The sequence below is a fragment of the Pantoea sp. B550 genome, assembly GCF_024158165.1.
In the GTDB taxonomy this organism is placed as follows: domain Bacteria; phylum Pseudomonadota; class Gammaproteobacteria; order Enterobacterales; family Enterobacteriaceae; genus Pantoea; species Pantoea alfalfae.
Window position 1 is genome coordinate 1,432,312 of the sequence record NZ_JAMYXI010000003.1, and the last position, 16,306, is coordinate 1,448,617.

Sequence of the window (16,306 nt, forward strand, 5' to 3'; positions counted from 1 at the left end):
GAATGTGTTATGAAAACGTTGGGCGAATTTATCGTCGAGAAGCAGCATGACTTTCCGCACGCTACAGGTGAACTGACAGCGCTGATTTCCGCTATTAAGCTGGGTGCCAAAATCATCCACCGCGACATCAACAAAGCCGGTTTAGTGGATATTCTGGGTGCCAGCGGCGTCGAGAATATTCAGGGTGAGCAGCAGATGAAACTGGATCTGTTTGCCAACGAGAAACTGAAGGCAGCACTGAAAGCACGCGGCATCGTCGCCGGTATCGCTTCTGAGGAAGAAGACGAGTTTGTGATCTTTGAAGGTGAAGAAAACGGTAAGTACGTGGTGTTAATGGATCCACTGGATGGTTCTTCTAACATCGACGTTAACGTTTCTGTCGGCACCATTTTCTCTATCTACCGCCGCGTCAGCGAACCGGGTACGCCGGTTGTTGAAGCGGACTTCATGCAGCCAGGCAACAAGCAGGTCGCTGCGGGTTACGTGGTTTACGGCTCCTCCACCATGATGGTTTATACCACCGGTGCAGGCGTGCATGCGTTTACTTACGATCCGTCTCTGGGTGTATTCTGCCTCAGCCACGAACGTATGACCTATCCACCAACGGGTTACACCTACTCCATTAACGAAGGTAACTACATTCGTTTCCCGCAGGGTGTGAAGAAATATCTGAAGTTCTGTCAGGAAGAGGATCTGCCAACGCACCGTCCTTATACCTCACGTTACATCGGATCGCTGGTCGCGGATTTCCATCGTAACCTGCTGAAAGGCGGTATCTACCTCTATCCAAGCACCGCCAGCCACCCACAGGGCAAGCTGCGTCTGCTGTATGAGTGCAATCCGATGGCCTTCCTGGCCGAGCAGGCGGGCGGTAAAGCCAGCGACGGTCAGAAGCGTATTCTGGATATTCCACCGGTCACGCTGCACCAGCGCTGCCCGTTCTACTGCGGTAACGAGGCGATGGTGAACGACGTTGAGCGTTTCCTGGCCGAGTTCCCGGATTGCCGTCAGGGTTAATCAGGTAGTGGTTTAATAAGAGATATAAAAAGGGCGCGATTTCGCGCCCTTTTTGCTTTTACGCCGTCTGCAATCTGAACTGCGCCATCGTCGCCTGAAGCTGGCCGGACTGCGCTTCCAGCGACTGGGTCGCGGCGGTGGCCTGCTCTACCAGTGCCGCATTCTGCTGCGCCGTTGCATCCATCTGCGTGACCGCCAGATTGACCTGCTCAATGCCACGGCTCTGCTCGTCGGAGGCCATCGAGATCTCTTTCATCAGTGCCGTTACGCGCATCACTTCACCAGAAATTTCATCCATGGTTTCCCCGGCGCGCGTCGCCATCTCCGTCCCCTCTTTGACCCGCGACTGTGAATCACTGATTAGCGTGCGGATCTCTTTGGCCGCGTTAGCACTGCGCTGCGCGAGCGTACGCACCTCATTCGCCACCACCGCAAAGCCACGCCCCTGTTCGCCGGCTCGCGCCGCTTCGACGGCGGCGTTAAGCGCCAGAATGTTGGTCTGGAAGGCGATGCCGTCAATCACGCTGAGAATGTCGCCGATACGATTGGCGCTATCGGTAATCTCATGCATTTTTTCCATCACGTAGCAGACCACTTCAGCGCCGCGATCGGCGGTATCAGAGACCGCGTTAGCCAGCTGATGCGCCTGCTGAGCGTTGCTGGCGTTAAGACGGACCGTGGCCGTAAGCTGCTCCATGCTGGCCGCCGTCTGCTCCAGCGAGGCAGCGGACTCTTCGGTGCGCTGCGACAGATTGACGTTACCCGCCGCCAGTTCACGGCTGCCGATGTCGATCTGCATACTCGCTTCACGCACCTGACTCACCGAGGTGCGCAGTGACTGCTGCATCCCGCTCAGTGCATGATTAAGCCTGCCCAGCTCGTTGTTGCTGGACGGCGGCAGCGCCTGCGACAGGTCGCCAGCCGCGATCTGTTCAAGATGGACAATCGCCAGATTCAGCGGCTGCAGCAGCATCCGGCGCAGCAGTTGCCAGGCGAGCACCAGCAGCAGTAGTGTTAATACGCCTGCCACAGCGATCAGAATTTTCATTTTGGTTTCATTGTAGGCCGCCTGTGCGAGCTGGGCCTCGGTGACCTGTCCGGCGAACTGGCTGAAGTCTGTGACAGCGTTGTTGTAGCTTGCCGCCAGCGTCGCCAGGTTGCCTTCCAGCAGCTGGTAATATTCGTCAGTGTATTGCTTATCAAGCGCGTCCATCATCGGTTTGATGCCCTGGTCGAGATAGGCTTTGTAACTGGCTGAAATCGCGTCCGCCAGCATTTTCCCGTGCGCCGTCACCGTTCCGGCATCCACAAAGCGCTTCAGGTTTCGCTGTGATGACACCACATCCGCCTGCGACAGCTTTGTCACTGCCGCGCCCTCTTCCAGCATACCGATTTCAATTTTACGCACCGCCAGCGCTGCATTAGCGCGGGCCCGCATCAGATCTGAATTACTCTGGTAAAGACTGTTCAGCTCGATCCCCTGAATACGGTTGATCACATCCAGCGAGCGATTCCCTTTATTAATTGCCACGATACCCATAAAACTCACCGCCAACAGCAGCAGTGTCATAAATGCCAGCAATGCCAGCAACCCCGTGCGAAGTGATATCTGTTTCATCCTGATAATTTCCGTGTAAGAGAAAAGGCGAATTTTCCAGCGGCCCTAAAACGGATGAAGTATCGGCAGTAACGGCGCGAAACTTTAACTCTGATTAGTGTTAACAACTTGATCATCACGGGAACATCCATCAAGCTAATCGCCGCTTATCCGTTATCCGGAGAAAAGAATGAAACCAGGATTACTTCTGATGCTGCTGTGCCTCAGCACGGCGGCGCTGGCAGGGGATCTGCCGACAGACGCCTCGCCCGACCGCTGCCTCAATGACGCCTCGACTACCCTTGCCATGAACCAGTGCTACGCTGCGGCCAATCGGGCCTGGGATCAGGAGATGAATAAGCAGTACAACACACTGATGAAAACCCTCTCCGGTGAACCTAAAAACAAACTGCGTGCCGCGCAGCGCGCCTGGCTGAGCTACCGCGACAGCTGGCTTGAGGCGAGCCGCAGCCAGCTCACTACACAAGGCTCGCTGGGCAGCGTGGCGCTGAGCGCTCAGAGCCTGAGCCTGGTGCGCAATCAGGCACTGATGTTGCAGTCACTTGGTAAAGGCAGCTGTGCTAACCCCGATGACTGCTGATCGATAACCGGCTTTTGCGCTGGCTGAAGTCAGCGCGCTCATTCACCTTCAGGGAGAAACCATGGCTGCTTACGCCTCGACCATCATTCTGATTTGCCTTGCCGTGCTGAGTTATTTCGTTCACAACAACGCGGTCACGATTTCGATTCTGGTGCTGCTGGCGATTAAAATTACCCCACTGGCGCAGTTCTTTCCCTATGTGGAGAAACAGGGCATTACTTTAGGCATCATTATTCTTACCGTGGCGGTGATGGCCCCGCTGGCCAGCGGCTCACTGCCCGCCTCCGCGCTGCTCAAATCGTTTGCCAACTGGAAGTCGATTGTGGCGATTGTGGTGGGGATTTTTGTCGCCTGGCTGGGCGGTCGTGGCGTGAACTTTATGAGCGTGCAGCCGTCGGTCATCGGGGGACTGCTGATTGGCACGGTGATCGGCGTAGCGTTCTTCCGCGGCGTGCCGGTAGGGCCACTGATTGCCGCAGGCATTGTTTCGCTGTTTGTGGCGGCGAAGTAGCGTTTGGGCGCATTCCGAAACGCCAAAAAGAGGGCATACTTTCAGAGTCAGTTGGCTATAATAGCCGACACTCAACATACGACTACTGAAGGAATGCCAGATGAGTTTGAACCAGGTGCCAGCAGGTAAAGACCTGCCAGAAGATATCTACGTTGTCATTGAGATCCCAGCGAATGCTGATCCGATCAAATATGAAGTTGATAAAGAGTCTGGTGCCCTGTTTGTAGACCGTTTCATGTCTACCGCCATGTTCTATCCGTGCAACTACGGCTACATCAACCACACCCTTTCTCTGGATGGTGATCCGGTTGACGTACTGGTTCCGACCCCGTATCCACTGGTCCCAGGCTCAGTGATTCGCTGCCGTCCGGTTGGCGTGCTGAAAATGACCGACGAGTCTGGCGAAGATGCCAAACTGGTTGCCGTTCCGCACACCAAGCTCTCTAAAGAGTACGATCACATTAAAGATGTGAACGACCTGCCAGAACTGCTGCGTGCACAGATCACCCATTTCTTTGAGCACTACAAAGATCTGGAAAAAGGCAAATGGGTGAAAGTGGATGGCTGGGATAACGCCGAAGCCGCTAAAGCCGAAATCATCGCCTCTTACGAGCGCGCACAGAAGAAGTAATCCTGCTGCCGGTTTGTGAGTCGAAAAAAAAACACCGTCCAACTGGACGGTGTTTTTGTTCAGGCCTCTGGCTCCTCATCGCGCTTCAGCCAGTCACCACTCATAATGCGCTGGCGTCCTGCCACTGAGCGTTGATAGACATAAAGCCATGCACTGCCAAACGGCGTCTGAGTCAGATAACGTTTGTACTCTCCCCCTTTGGTGCGAAGCGCATCCAGCTCCGCAAGGGTTGAGGCATCAATGCGGTACACTTCACACTGTACCGCTCCATTGCCCTCTATGACGCCGGGATAATGCCCCAGACTGTAAAGCTCAAAGCCTTCAATCTGGTGATCACCCAGCCACTGCGCATTCGTCATCCAGTGACTGTTTCCCTGTTTGCGCCGTAAACTGCCGTAGACAATTATTCGCATTGCTAAAACTCAAACTGATAGAGCAAATCGAGAGCCTGATCCACACCGGACACGGCTTCCAGATAGAGTTTAGGCATCAGGCGGTAACGCAAGGTTAACGTCGCCAGTGAATCAAATATGCCAACACCGTATTTTACCTGCAGACCCGGTAGTACATAGCCACTGACCTGCACCTGCTGGCTATCGCCAACACCCGCAGTATCAACGGCCAGATTACTGACACCGAATGTCTCCCCGATTTTACCCACAACCTGCCCACTTTGTGCAACCCCTAAGCCAACAAGAGCCGAAGTCAGGGCGTTACTGTCGCCGTCACTGCCCAGTCCCTGACCGCGCAGCAGGTAGGAAAGCGCTTCCTGTTGCGACATCGCCGGATCGGAGAAGACCTCTGCTTTCGGCTCATCGGCAAGGCCGGTGACGCGCAGACCGGCAGTGACGCCATCTTCAGTCGCATCCGGGTTACGGATGGCTTCCAGGTTGATGTAAGGCTGGTCCGGCGGGCCAGCAAACTGCAGTTCGCCTTTACGCACAATCAGATCCTGACCGTAGGCGTGGAAGCGACCTGATGGGATATTGATCTGACCGTTTAAGCCCAGTCCTGACCGATCCTGCACCATTTTCAGATCGCCATTCAGTTTCGCTTTCAGGCCAAATGCTGAGAGCCGCACATCGTTACCGACATGGATCACCAGATTACTGTTAATCGGAATCGCGGCGGTTTGCGGTGCGATTGGCTTCAGCTGTTTATCCAGCATCACTTCATCCGACGAGACGCCAGTGGCGCTTTCCGGCACTTCCTGCACCGTGATGCGCGCCCACGGAATGTCGACCCGGCCATCAAGGTTAAAGGCGGCTGGCGTCGCTTCAAATACCAGATCCGGCGAGACGTCCATACGCACCATCGGCGGCACGGTCACGCGAACCCGGCTGCCCTGCGCCGCAATGCGCGCACGCCAGTTATCAAGCTGACTCCAGTCCGCGTTACCGCTAAGGTTGATGTTGCCCTGCCCGGTCTGCACCAGACCGTTCAGGGTCGAACTCATTCCGTTGAACACCAGATCCAGGTTAGCGGCAGTGAGATCGACCGGCATAAAGTTGCCATCCACATCGACACCCGTCAGACCAAGCTGACCAAACACCTGTGGCTGCTGGATGCTGCCACCCAGACGCAGGCTGCTGTTCAGGCTGCCTTTGATTTTCTCACCCTGCATCAGGGCCGGATTGAGCATCGCCAGCGAGATATTGCGGATGTTAACGTTGCCACCCAGCGTGCGCCGGTTTTGCGGATCGTCGATCTGCACACTGCCATCCATCTGCCCGTTTTTAGCGATGCGGATCAGCCAGTCGAGCTGGGCGCGTCCATTACGCAGCGCGGCATTGAGGTTCAGCGTATCAAAGGCGATGGGCAGGTTATTGCCCTGCACATCCTGCACCACTTTCACGCCATTGCCTTTCAGCGCCACGGTTCCGGTCGGCAGCGCGCCGTCGGCCGTCCAGTTGACGCGCACATCACCGCTGAACAGGCCGCTGAGTTGGGTCGCATCCGGCATAAACGGCTTCACCATCGCCAGGTCAAAGCGATTCAGCACGACATGCGCCTTGCCTTCCGGCCCGGCTTCTACCGGCTCTGGTACACAAATCTGTGCATTCGGGTTCTGCCAGCAGTGCGGCCCAATGGTCGCCGTCTGGCGGCTGTTGAGATAGTCGATGGCCATCGCGCGGGTCAGACGCCACTCGCCGACAGGCGTATCAAAGCGGGTATCGTTCAGCGAGCCTCTCCAGCGTTCGGTCTGGCGATCAAAGCTGCCATTGAGCGCCAGCTGGCCAGAGACCGGTTTGCCCTGCACATTCAGCTTCAGCTGATGCTGACGCTCGTTGCCATCCGCATTCAGCGTCAGCAGGCTGATGTTCAGCGCATCCTGCTTCAGTTGCTCGACGCGCAGTTGCAGTTTACCCGCCACCTGTTCGCCGGAACGCACATCGCCATTCAGCGTAACGCGATTAATTTGCATCTGCTGCCAGCGCAGACCACGACCGTTGAGATCGGCCAGCAGCTGCGGCGCCTTCAGGGTGCCGCGCGCTTTGAGGGTGCCGTTGACGACACCGCCCAGACCGGGCAGTGCATTATCGAGCTGCGGTGCGTCGATGCTGGCATCGAGATCCAGACTGTCACCCAACGCCCCTTTGACATCCAGATGGTTGCGTCCCAGCGCCAGCTTAATGCCCGGCACTGTCCACTGGTTGTAGCTGTTACCGGTCAGTGAGCCGTCAGCGGTCACGGCGTTCTGCTTCACGTTTCCTTTCAGCTGAAGCTGCGGCACACTCAACTGCCAGCTGCCGCCATAAAGGCTGCCGCGGGTGGTAATTTTTCCATCCAGCCGCGCCGGCCAGTCAGGATACTGTTTCGCGGTGTTGATCCCGGCCAGCGTCAGCTCACTGCGCCAGCTGATCGCCTTGCTCCAGTCCACCAGCGCGGTGAGATCGATGTTGCCCTGCAATGCAGCCACGCGCAGGCGATCCAGGCTGAACTGCTCAACATTGCCTTTACCCGTCAGCGAGATAGTGGCTGGTGGTACGGACTCGCCCTTCACGGCGGTTTGCAGTGACATCACATAGTCAGTGGCTTTGCCTTTGAACTGATAGTCCAGGTTATCCGCCTGGTACTGTACCGGGCCGGTTAACGGCCAGCGAAGCTGCGGGCTGGTCAGCTTCAGTGACAGCGGCAGTCCCGCCACCGCCAGCTGGGTCGTGGCGTCCAGCTGCGCATTCACCGGACCGGAGAGGTTCAGCCCCATCTTCAGCTCGTCGCGCATCGCGCCATTCAGTTTCAGCGCCAGCTTTTCGCCTTTAATCGGATCGGTGTTAACTGTACCGTTAAGGGAGAAATCGACCGGCCAGTTATCCGCCAGCGTCGCCTGACCACTACCCTTCAGGTTGCCGAGGTTCGAGTCCACCTCCAGCGTGCTGAGTTGCATCTGACGATCGGCGGTTTTAGCTTTCAGCAGCAACCGGCTGACGGAGATATCGGTATCGCCGGTAATGCGCAGCTGTTCGCCCAGAATCTGCTGAACCTCAATATCCAGCGGCAGACGGAAATCGGGCAGCGCAGGCAGCAGCGGTTGGGCAAACATCGCCTGCAGCGTTTCACCCAGCGGTTTCTCGGCAGGATGGGGCTGCTGGACTTTCGGTTCTACTACCTCGTCATTGACCACTTTCGCCGCTTTCGGCAGCGCAATCAGCAGGCTTTGAATATGGGTCGGATTCAGCGTCAGCGCGCGATCCTGCCATTGCAGGCCGGTAGTAAAGTCGAGCAGCGAGATCGCCGTGTCATCCACTTTGACATTGATGTTGTGCAGGCCAAGATGACGCAGCGTAATCGGGTATGGCGTGCTGAGGTTAGTGCTGCCACTCTCCTCTTCCGGCGCAGGTGCAGCAGGTGTCATCTTCTTGCTGTCAACGACCACGCTGATATCGTGCAGGGAGACGTCGTTAACGCACACGGAGGAGTGCAGCAGGCAGTTGAGATCCACCGCCAGATGAATCTGCCCGGCATCCACACTGACGCCTGGCATTTCATAGCGCAGACCGTTGAGCGTCAGGTTACGCCAGCCGCCATCGACCTGTTTGATTGACAGGCCGGGCACCCAGCGCGATGCCCCTTTCAGCACTAAATGCAGCCCAGGCGTGGTACCGATTAAAAATGCCGCGCCGCCCAACAGCAGTACCAGAAAGATCAGAATACCGATCAGGACCTTTTTCCACAGCTTCATAGTTCTGGCCCCAGCCCTACGTAAAATTGTAATCCATGTGCCTCGTCATCCCCGATAGGTCTGGCGATATCAAATTTGATGGGGCCAACTGGTGAAGACCATCGTACGCCGACGCCCGCACCGGTTTTGACGTTACTTTGCTTGATGTCGTTAACCGCTTCGCCCGAGTCGACAAACACCGCGCCCCACCATTTCCCGGTGACGTTGTACTGATATTCCAACGATCCGGTGGCGAGTTTGGATGCACCGGTGAGTTTGCCGTCGTCATCACGCGGGGAAATGTTTTTGTATTTGTAGCCACGAATACTGCGGTCACCCCCGGCAAAGAAGCGCAGATCCGGCGGCACTTTGTCAAAGTCGTTGGTTTCGATCCAGCCAAGATTGCCGCGCGCCACAAAGCGATGGCTGTCGCCCAGCGTGCGGATCCAGACGTTTTGCGCCTGCAGGATCAGAAAGTCAACGTCCGAACCCCAGGTCGTATCAGAGACGTCCACCGAGTAGCGCTGTGAATCGCCCCAGGTCGGCATCAGACCGCCACGCGAACGGGTGCGGTTTACGCTGACGCCGGGATAGAGCAGCATCGTGGTGTTGGTCACGCTGCCCTGCGTAAAGTGGTCCAGGCTCCAGCGCAGGTTAACGGCCTTCTGCCAGCCGCTGCTGCTGTCCCAGTTGCGCGACATCGCCAGCGTCGTGGTATCGGCTTTCGTGTCGTTGAGGTCGGTGCGCTTCAGACCGCCAGAGAAGGTGTAATACTGCTCCAGCGGGCTTTTCAGCAGCGGCACTTTGTAGCTGAGATCGACCTGCTGTTCCGGCGCAGAAACGTAGGCGCTGGCCGCCAGGCTGTGGCCGCTGTCGTTGATCCACGGTTTTTTCCAGGTGCCTTTCAGGCGCGGACCGACATCTGTGGAGTAGCCGACACCGGTTTCAATAGTATTTTCGGTGCGGGGCGACATCACGGCATTCAGCGGCAGGACTTTGGTCTGGCGTCCCTTGCTGAATTCCGGCGCGACCACCACCGAATTAAACCAGCCGGTGGCGGAAAGGCGGCGATTCAGTTCGGCTAAATCGCGGGAACTGTAGTAATCCCCCTCTTTGAACGGCACCAGATTCTGCAGGTACTCTTCGCGAATCTGCGACCCCTGGAACGTGACGTCGCCAAAGCGATAGCGCTCGCCGCTGTCGTAATCAATATCCCAGAAGGCTTCACGCCGCTCTACCGAGACGCCGAGCTGGCTTTTTTTAAACGTACCGTCGAAGTAGCCGTTACGCAGCGCAAGATTTGAGAAACCGCTTTTGAATTTGTCATATTGCCCGTGGTTAAGCTGCGCGCCCACTTTGGGCCGTCCCTGCTTCACCCAGGCTTTGTAATCGGGATCATTGCGCGCATCGCCTTCAACGACGATGGTGCTGCCGCCGATTTTGACAGGCTCGCCAGGGGTGACATGGGCCACTAATACCGGGCGTCCGCCCTGCGCAGGCGCGGGGCGGGATTCAAAATCGATGGTGGGCTCATAATAACCGAGTGCACGTAGCCCCTCTTTTATCGCAACAGAAACACGCGCGCGAAAACGGCCATCGTTAGAGACCTCATCGCTGCCGATGGTCGACAGGCGCGCCCTGACATTTCTCTGAAGATCCCCGGTTAAGCCGTCTACCTGTAATCGCACTGTCGCCGCCTCAAGGGCGGGCGCGGCAAGCAGCAGGCCAGCCATGCAATAAACATAAAATCGTGGCACCTGTACTCCTGTTAATCATGCCGGCCCCTTTTCCGCGGGGCACTTATTAATCATCTTTGCCCGCACTACCGCAACGGCAACACCCTCATCATAGCCGCACTTTATGGTAAACGGCGGCGCAACGCTGACATCTAAGTCAAATAACAGGGTATTGTCGGTAAATGAGGATCGCGATACAACTCCTGAGGAGTGGAATGATCAATTTCAGATGACTCAGCCAGATAAATCCGAGCCGATAACCGGCTGCTCTGGACGCTAATGCTGTCCGATGCGGCGGTTTGCCCTCTGGCGGCACAATGAGCGCTCCTGCTATAATCTGCCACCACAGGCATTCCGCCTGTTTTCATTTCTGCCCCGACATCTTTTTTCCTGTCGAACAGGCGCAGACATTTTTGGCACGGATAGCTGTGTTTCACGGATAAACCAACTCTGTTTGCGCTTACCCACGCTGCCCAGGCCAAAAATGACAAGTGGATAACCCTTTGGATCTCATATGTTAGATAGCTTACTTGTCATTCTGTTGCTGATCGTAATCAGTGCCTTTTTTTCTCTGTCAGAGATATCGCTGGCGGCCGCCCGTAAGATCAAACTCAAACTGCTGGCCGATGAAGGCAATGTTAATGCGCAGCGTGTGCTTAAAATGCAGGAAACGCCGGGCATGTTCTTCACCGTGGTGCAGATTGGCCTTAACGCCGTCGCCATCCTGGGCGGTATTGTCGGCGACGCCGCCTTTTCACCGGTTTTCAGCGGCCTGTTTAACCGCTTTGTCTCGCCAGAACTGGCAGAGCAGCTCAGCTTTATCTGCTCTTTCACCATCGTCACCAGCCTCTTTATCCTGTTCGCCGACTTAACGCCGAAACGGGTCGGCATGGTCGCCCCGGAAACCATCGCGCTGCGCATCATCAACCCAATGCGTTTCTGCCTGCTGGTGATGCGTCCGCTGGTGTTTCTGTTTAACGGCCTGGCCAACGTCTTCTTCCGTATATTCAAACTGCCGATGGTGCGCAAAGATGACATCACCTCTGACGACATCTATGCCGTCGTTGAAGCGGGTGCCCTGGCGGGCGTGCTGCGTAAGCAGGAGCATGAACTGATTGAAAACGTGTTTGAGCTGGAATCACGTACCGTTCCCTCTTCCATGACCTCGCGTGAGAATATCGTCTGGTTTGATCTGCATGAAGATGAAACCAGCCTCAAGACCAAAATCGCTGAGCATCCGCATTCTAAATTTCTGGTCTGCAGCGGTGATATCGATCATATCGTCGGTTATGTCGACTCTAAAGAGCTGCTGCTGCGTGTGCTGGGCAATCAGAGTATGGCGCTGAACAGCGGCCTGCAGATTCGCTCTGCGCTGATTGTGCCGGACACGCTGACCCTCTCCGAAGCGCTGGAAAGTTTTAAAACCGCTGGCGAAGATTTTGCGGTGATCATGAACGAGTATGCGCTGGTCGTGGGCATCATTACCCTGAATGACGTGATGACCACGCTGATGGGTGACCTGGTGGGACAGGGCATGGAAGAGCAGATTGTGGCGCGCGATGAAAATTCATGGCTGGTTGAGGGCGGCACACCCATTGATGACGTAATGCGCGTGCTGGACATTGATGATTTCCCGCAGTCAGGCAACTACGAAACCATCGGCGGCTTTATGATGTATATGCTGCGTAAGATTCCGAAGCGTACTGATTTTGTGAAGTTTGCTGGCTACAAGTTCGAGGTGGTGGATATTGATAGCTATCGCATCGACCAGCTGCTGGTGACCCGCATCGACGAACGACCGCCGGTACTGAGCATGACGAAAAGCGAAGAAGAGTAGAATGACTCAGGGCCAGGTTCAGACTGTCAAATAAAATAGTCTGACGGGCCAGACACTAAGGGCGCCATCGGCGCCCTTGATATTAGTTGAACTCAAGCTTGAGACGAACGACCTGGCGGTTAATTTCTGACATCACGCTCAGATGCTGTTTGTCTTTAACGCGCGGGATTAAGACTTTCCCTTTATCGAACTCGAACGCGCCAACGTCCTTGATATACAACCTTCCTTTGAACAGCGTTTTTACATATTTCGCTATTTGTAGCGGATTATAGCGCTGGAAGATCTTCATACTGACTAACTCCTGTACATTTTTAAAGCACGCTTCGCCGTTTCCAAATTTGGTTCCAGCCCATGAAGCGCGAATTCGCGATAACTATAGAACACTAAAATCGACTGGTGTTCCGAAAAGTGAATTTTTTTACTGAATTGACACATCATTACAGAACACTCTGTTATCAGCGTCATACAAGACAGTATAAACCTTCATTGGTTAAGGAATTGTGGTGTCCATAACAAACCTGACACCTTTCCATGACAGGCGCATCATCCCTGCTTACTATTGCAGTAAAATGACTAACTGGTCCGATCACTCAAGGAAATAGCAATGCGAAACATTCTGACCGCGGTGGCGCTGTCTTTGCTGATACCAGCAAGCGTGATGGCCCATGACCTCAGGCTGGGATCACGAGTCCCCGCCATTGGCGTCAACGATAAGGGCGAACTGTTATTACAGCAGAAGAAGTTTAGCTACAAAAACTGGAATAGCGCGCAGCTTAGTGGAAAAGTTCGCGTGGTCCAGCATATTGCTGGCCGCTCCTCCGCTAAAGAGATGAATGCGGCACTGATAGAGGCGATCAAGGCCGCGAAGTTGCCGCACGAGCGCTATCAGACCACCACTATCGTAAATACCGATGACGCCATTCCCGGCACCGGCATGTTTGTGCGCAGCAGCGTTGAGACCAACAAGCAGCAATATTCCTGGTCGCAGTTTGTCATCGACAGCAAGGGCAATGTGCAGCATGCCTGGCAGTTACAGTCGGGCGGTTCCGCCATTGTGGTACTGGATAAACAGGGCAAGGTGAGATTTGTGAAGGATGGATCGCTGACGCAGGATGAAGTGACAAAAGTGATGGCGCTGCTGGCCTCACTGCTGAAAGAGTAATCGCTGAAATCCCGGCGGTCACAGAGCGACCGTCGGCATTTCATAAGCCTGCAAATTCAGACAGCATTAAAACAGTGAGACGCGGAAGCCAGGATTAAGAAAGGATTCGCGCGGCGCGTAGTCCAGGGTTTTACCCTGCCAGTCATGAACATGGGCGCCAGCGGCCATCGCCACGGCATGACCCGCGCCGGTATCCCAGATGTTGGTTGGCCCGAAACGGGGATAGAGCTGGGCTTTCCCTTCCGCCACCAGGCAGAATTTCAGAGAAGAGCCGGTGGCGACGGTCTGATGTTCACCCAGCTGTTTCAGGTACTCTTTCATCTCGGCGTCATCGCCATGTGAGCGGCTTACCACCACCAGCGGAGGACGCGCGTCACGGGCATGAATCTGCTCACGCTGACCGCCCTCCTCTTTCCACGCTTTGCCATCTGCTGCGGAGTACATTACGCCCAGCACCGGCGCGTAAACCACGCCCATCACTGGCTTGCCCGCTTCGATCAGCGCAATATTGACGGTAAATTCGCCGTTACGCTTGATGAACTCTTTGGTGCCATCCAGCGGATCGACCAGCCAGTAACGCTGCCAGTGCTGACGCACCTCCCAGGCAGGGGGATCTTCTTCTGACAGCACCGGGATTTCAGGCGATAACTGCTTCAGGCCCTGCATGATAACGTGGTGCGCCGCGATATCTGCGGCGGTCACCGGTGAATCGTCCGATTTGTGAGAAACGTCAAGCGGCGCGGCATCGTTATAGACCTGCATAATCGCGTCGCCCGCTTCGCGTGCCAGTTGGCAGATTTGCTCTAACATTTTTCACCTCGTTGTGTCTGTCTGCTGCGGGATAGGTTCACCCCAGCTAGTGACATTTTAGCAGTTCAGCCTGCGGTGCTCATGCACAGGCAGGCTGACCCATCAATTTATAGATATATCAATACCATAGTTACACGCTTATCGCTACGCCTGCGCCGATGCGCCTCCGGCGTATAAGAATCCGCCGCTGGCTGATGCACCAAAACGTTATATCCATCACGATTTAAAATGACTATCTGTCATGCTTTTACATTATTTTGAGAGCCTTAATTTAATTTGCAGCAGGAGCAAGCATGTTTAAGCCCGGAATGATGTTACTGGCCCTGAGCGTTTCCGTCGCCACCCAGGCCGCAACGGTGGATTTGCGGATACTTGAAACCACCGATCTGCACAGCAATATGATGGATTTCGACTATTACAAAGACACGCCAACCGCGAAGTTTGGGCTGGTGCGAACCGCCACGCTGATTCACACTGCGCGCCAGGAGGTGAAGAACAGTCTGCTGGTCGATAATGGTGACATCATCCAGGGCAGCCCGCTGGGTGACTATATGGCGGCCAAAGGGTTACGTGATGGCGAGATTCATCCGGTCTATAAGGCGCTCAACACCCTGGATTACAGCGTCGGCAACCTCGGTAATCATGAATTCAATTATGGCTTGCCCTACCTGAAAAAAGCGCTGGCAGGCGCCCGCTTTCCTTATGTGAACGCCAACGTGATTGATGTGAAGAGCGGCAAGCCGCTGTTTACCCCATATATCATCAAATCCACCACGGTGGTTGATCGTGAGGGGAAAACACAGACCCTGAAGGTTGGCTATATCGGCTTTGTGCCGCCGCAGATCATGGTGTGGGATAAAGCCAACCTGCAGGGCAAGGTACGGGTCGATGACATCACCGAAACGGCACGCCGCTACGTGCCTGAGATGCGTGCGCAGGGTGCCGATCTGATTATTGCTATCCCTCACTCCGGCCTGAGCAGCGAGCCGTATCACACGATGGCGGAAAACTCGGTTTACTATCTCAGCCAGGTAGAAGGCATCAATGCCATCCTGTTTGGTCATGCACATGCAGTCTTCCCCAGTGAGGAGTTCGCCGCCATTAAGGGTGCAGACATCGCTAACGGCACGCTGAACGGGATTCCGGCAGTGATGCCAGGCATGTGGGGCGATCATCTGGGTGTGGTCGATCTGGTGCTGAGCAATGAAGATGGACACTGGCAGGTAAGCAGTGGCAAAGCACAGGCGCGGCCAATTTATGACATCGCCGCAAAGAAATCACTGGCCGCAGAGGATCCGACGCTGGTAAAAGTGCTCGCTGACGATCACCGCGCAACACGGGAGTTTGTGGCGAAACCCATCGGCAAGTCCGCCGATGTGATGTACAGCTATCTGTCGCTGGTTCAGGACGACCCAACCGTGCAGATCGTCAATAATGCTCAACGCGCCTATGTGGAGCACTTTATTCAGGGCGATCCGGATCTGGGCCGACTGCCGGTACTCTCCGCTGCTGCGCCGTTTAAAGCGGGCGGACGTAAAAACGACCCATCAAGCTACACCGAAGTGGAGAAAGGCGCGCTGACCTTCCGTAACGCCGCCGACCTTTATCTCTATCCCAATACGCTGGTGGTGATGAAAGTCACAGGCGCACAGGTCAAAGAGTGGCTGGAGTGTTCTGCGGGCCAGTTTAACCAGATCGATCCACACAGCAGCAAAACGCAGTCGCTGATCAACTGGGATTTCCGCACCTATAACTTCGATGTGATCGATGGGGTAAATTACCAGATCGATGTGACTCAACCCGCGCGCTACGACGCGGAGTGTAAACTGATCCACCCGGATGCTTCACGTATCCGCCAGCTTACCTGGCAGGGTAAGCCCGTCGATCCGCAGGCCACTTTCCTGGTCGCGACCAATAACTATCGCGCTTACGGCGGCAAGTTTGCTGGCACCGGGGATAAGTACATTGCCTTTGCTTCGCCGGACGAGAACCGGGCAGTGGTTGCGGCTTATATCAGCGCGGAAACCAAAGCACACGGTGAAGTGCAGCCGAAGGCGGACAATAACTGGCGTCTGGCACCGATTACCGCATCCACCCCGCTCAATATTCAGTTTGAAACGGCACCGGGTGATAAGGCGACCAACTTTATTCAGCAGCATGCGCAATATCCGCTTCAGCCCAAAGGCACAGATGCGATTGGCTTTGCGCTGTGGCAGGTGAATTTACAGCAAAAATAAGGCGG

13 protein-coding genes are annotated in these 16,306 nt (G+C 55.4%); 7 read left to right on the forward strand and 6 right to left on the reverse strand.

Annotated elements, in window-relative coordinates:
* The first annotated feature begins 9 nt into the window (after positions 1-9).
* Positions 10-1,017 carry a class 1 fructose-bisphosphatase gene (gene fbp / locus NIM72_RS09695; protein WP_010256459.1) on the forward strand — a complete coding sequence of 336 codons (1,008 nt, stop codon included), beginning with the start codon at positions 10-12 and terminating at the stop codon, positions 1,015-1,017.
* A 58-nt stretch (positions 1,018-1,075) separates the two neighbouring features.
* Here fbp and NIM72_RS09700 read toward each other — a convergent pair whose 3' ends face one another.
* Positions 1,076-2,635, reverse strand: a complete 1,560-nt coding sequence (locus tag NIM72_RS09700) for a methyl-accepting chemotaxis protein (RefSeq protein WP_161734838.1) — start codon at positions 2,633-2,635, stop codon at positions 1,076-1,078.
* 169 nt (positions 2,636-2,804) lie between these two features.
* On the opposite strand from NIM72_RS09700, the gene NIM72_RS09705 reads away from it, so the two are divergent.
* From NIM72_RS09705 to ppa, 3 genes are all read left to right on the forward strand, one after another.
* Complete coding sequence (locus tag NIM72_RS09705) at positions 2,805-3,215, forward strand: lysozyme inhibitor LprI family protein (RefSeq protein ID WP_253420147.1); 411 nt, start codon at positions 2,805-2,807, stop codon at positions 3,213-3,215.
* A gap of 61 nt (positions 3,216-3,276) precedes the next feature.
* Positions 3,277-3,726 (forward strand): DUF441 domain-containing protein, encoded by a 450-nt coding sequence (locus tag NIM72_RS09710; protein WP_253420161.1) that lies wholly within the window; start codon positions 3,277-3,279, stop codon positions 3,724-3,726.
* A gap of 100 nt (positions 3,727-3,826) precedes the next feature.
* Positions 3,827-4,357 carry an inorganic diphosphatase gene (gene ppa / locus NIM72_RS09715; RefSeq protein ID WP_033734022.1) on the forward strand — a complete coding sequence of 177 codons (531 nt, stop codon included), beginning with the start codon at positions 3,827-3,829 and terminating at the stop codon, positions 4,355-4,357.
* Between the two features lie 59 nt (positions 4,358-4,416).
* On the opposite strand, the gene NIM72_RS09720 is transcribed toward ppa, so the two are convergent.
* From NIM72_RS09720 to NIM72_RS09730, 3 genes are read right to left on the reverse strand one after another with little or no spacing between them, the layout of a single operon-like run.
* The gene (locus NIM72_RS09720) at positions 4,417-4,770 is read right to left on the reverse strand and encodes a gamma-glutamylcyclotransferase (RefSeq protein WP_013359161.1); all 354 of its coding nucleotides are present in this window, start codon (positions 4,768-4,770) and stop codon (positions 4,417-4,419) included.
* A gap of 2 nt (positions 4,771-4,772) precedes the next feature.
* Positions 4,773-8,540: a translocation/assembly module TamB domain-containing protein gene (locus NIM72_RS09725; RefSeq protein ID WP_253420170.1), complete on the reverse strand. Its 3,768-nt coding sequence runs from the start codon at positions 8,538-8,540 to the stop codon at positions 4,773-4,775.
* On the reverse strand, positions 8,537-10,252 hold the full coding sequence (locus tag NIM72_RS09730; RefSeq protein WP_202604986.1) for an autotransporter assembly complex family protein: 1,716 nt from the start codon (positions 10,250-10,252) through the stop codon (positions 8,537-8,539). Before NIM72_RS09730 ends, NIM72_RS09725 begins: the two co-directional genes overlap by 4 nt.
* 517 nt (positions 10,253-10,769) lie before the next feature.
* On the opposite strand from NIM72_RS09730, the gene NIM72_RS09735 reads away from it, so the two are divergent.
* Complete coding sequence (locus NIM72_RS09735; RefSeq protein ID WP_013359164.1) at positions 10,770-12,092, forward strand: hemolysin family protein; 1,323 nt, start codon at positions 10,770-10,772, stop codon at positions 12,090-12,092.
* Between the two features lie 82 nt (positions 12,093-12,174).
* On the opposite strand, the gene NIM72_RS09740 is transcribed toward NIM72_RS09735, so the two are convergent.
* Positions 12,175-12,381: a DUF1107 domain-containing protein gene (locus tag NIM72_RS09740; protein ID WP_003855513.1), complete on the reverse strand. Its 207-nt coding sequence runs from the start codon at positions 12,379-12,381 to the stop codon at positions 12,175-12,177.
* A 315-nt stretch (positions 12,382-12,696) separates the two neighbouring features.
* Here NIM72_RS09740 and NIM72_RS09745 point away from each other — a divergent pair, with 315 nt between their 5' ends.
* Positions 12,697-13,254 carry a YtfJ family protein gene (locus NIM72_RS09745; RefSeq protein WP_253420173.1) on the forward strand — a complete coding sequence of 186 codons (558 nt, stop codon included), beginning with the start codon at positions 12,697-12,699 and terminating at the stop codon, positions 13,252-13,254.
* Positions 13,255-13,320: 66 nt separating this feature from the next.
* Here the strand turns inward: NIM72_RS09745 and cysQ are convergent, their stop codons facing one another.
* A complete protein-coding gene (gene cysQ, locus NIM72_RS09750; RefSeq protein ID WP_161734855.1) occupies positions 13,321-14,064 on the reverse strand; it encodes a 3'(2'),5'-bisphosphate nucleotidase CysQ in 744 nt (247 codons plus the stop codon).
* A gap of 293 nt (positions 14,065-14,357) precedes the next feature.
* Between cysQ and NIM72_RS09755 the strand changes: the two genes are divergently transcribed.
* Positions 14,358-16,301 carry a bifunctional 2',3'-cyclic-nucleotide 2'-phosphodiesterase/3'-nucleotidase gene (locus NIM72_RS09755; RefSeq protein WP_161734858.1) on the forward strand — a complete coding sequence of 648 codons (1,944 nt, stop codon included), beginning with the start codon at positions 14,358-14,360 and terminating at the stop codon, positions 16,299-16,301.
* The last annotated feature ends 5 nt before the right edge of the window (positions 16,302-16,306 follow it).

Excerpts from the sequence above, each read along its gene's own strand:
- fbp (WP_010256459.1), top strand. The coding sequence starts at position 10 with ATGAAAACGTTGGGCGAATTTATCGTCGAGAAGCAGCATGACTTTCCG.
- NIM72_RS09720 (WP_013359161.1), bottom strand. The coding sequence starts at position 4,770 with ATGCGAATAATTGTCTACGGCAGTTTACGGCGCAAACAGGGAAACAGT.
- ppa (WP_033734022.1), top strand. The coding sequence starts at position 3,827 with ATGAGTTTGAACCAGGTGCCAGCAGGTAAAGACCTGCCAGAAGATATC.
- NIM72_RS09755 (WP_161734858.1), top strand. The coding sequence starts at position 14,358 with ATGTTTAAGCCCGGAATGATGTTACTGGCCCTGAGCGTTTCCGTCGCC.
- NIM72_RS09725 (WP_253420170.1), bottom strand. The coding sequence starts at position 8,540 with ATGAAGCTGTGGAAAAAGGTCCTGATCGGTATTCTGATCTTTCTGGTA.
- NIM72_RS09740 (WP_003855513.1), bottom strand. The coding sequence starts at position 12,381 with ATGAAGATCTTCCAGCGCTATAATCCGCTACAAATAGCGAAATATGTA.
- NIM72_RS09700 (WP_161734838.1), bottom strand. The coding sequence starts at position 2,635 with ATGAAACAGATATCACTTCGCACGGGGTTGCTGGCATTGCTGGCATTT.
- NIM72_RS09710 (WP_253420161.1), top strand. The coding sequence starts at position 3,277 with ATGGCTGCTTACGCCTCGACCATCATTCTGATTTGCCTTGCCGTGCTG.
- cysQ (WP_161734855.1), bottom strand. The coding sequence starts at position 14,064 with ATGTTAGAGCAAATCTGCCAACTGGCACGCGAAGCGGGCGACGCGATT.
- NIM72_RS09735 (WP_013359164.1), top strand. The coding sequence starts at position 10,770 with ATGTTAGATAGCTTACTTGTCATTCTGTTGCTGATCGTAATCAGTGCC.
- NIM72_RS09730 (WP_202604986.1), bottom strand. The coding sequence starts at position 10,252 with ATGGCTGGCCTGCTGCTTGCCGCGCCCGCCCTTGAGGCGGCGACAGTG.
- NIM72_RS09705 (WP_253420147.1), top strand. The coding sequence starts at position 2,805 with ATGAAACCAGGATTACTTCTGATGCTGCTGTGCCTCAGCACGGCGGCG.
- NIM72_RS09745 (WP_253420173.1), top strand. The coding sequence starts at position 12,697 with ATGCGAAACATTCTGACCGCGGTGGCGCTGTCTTTGCTGATACCAGCA.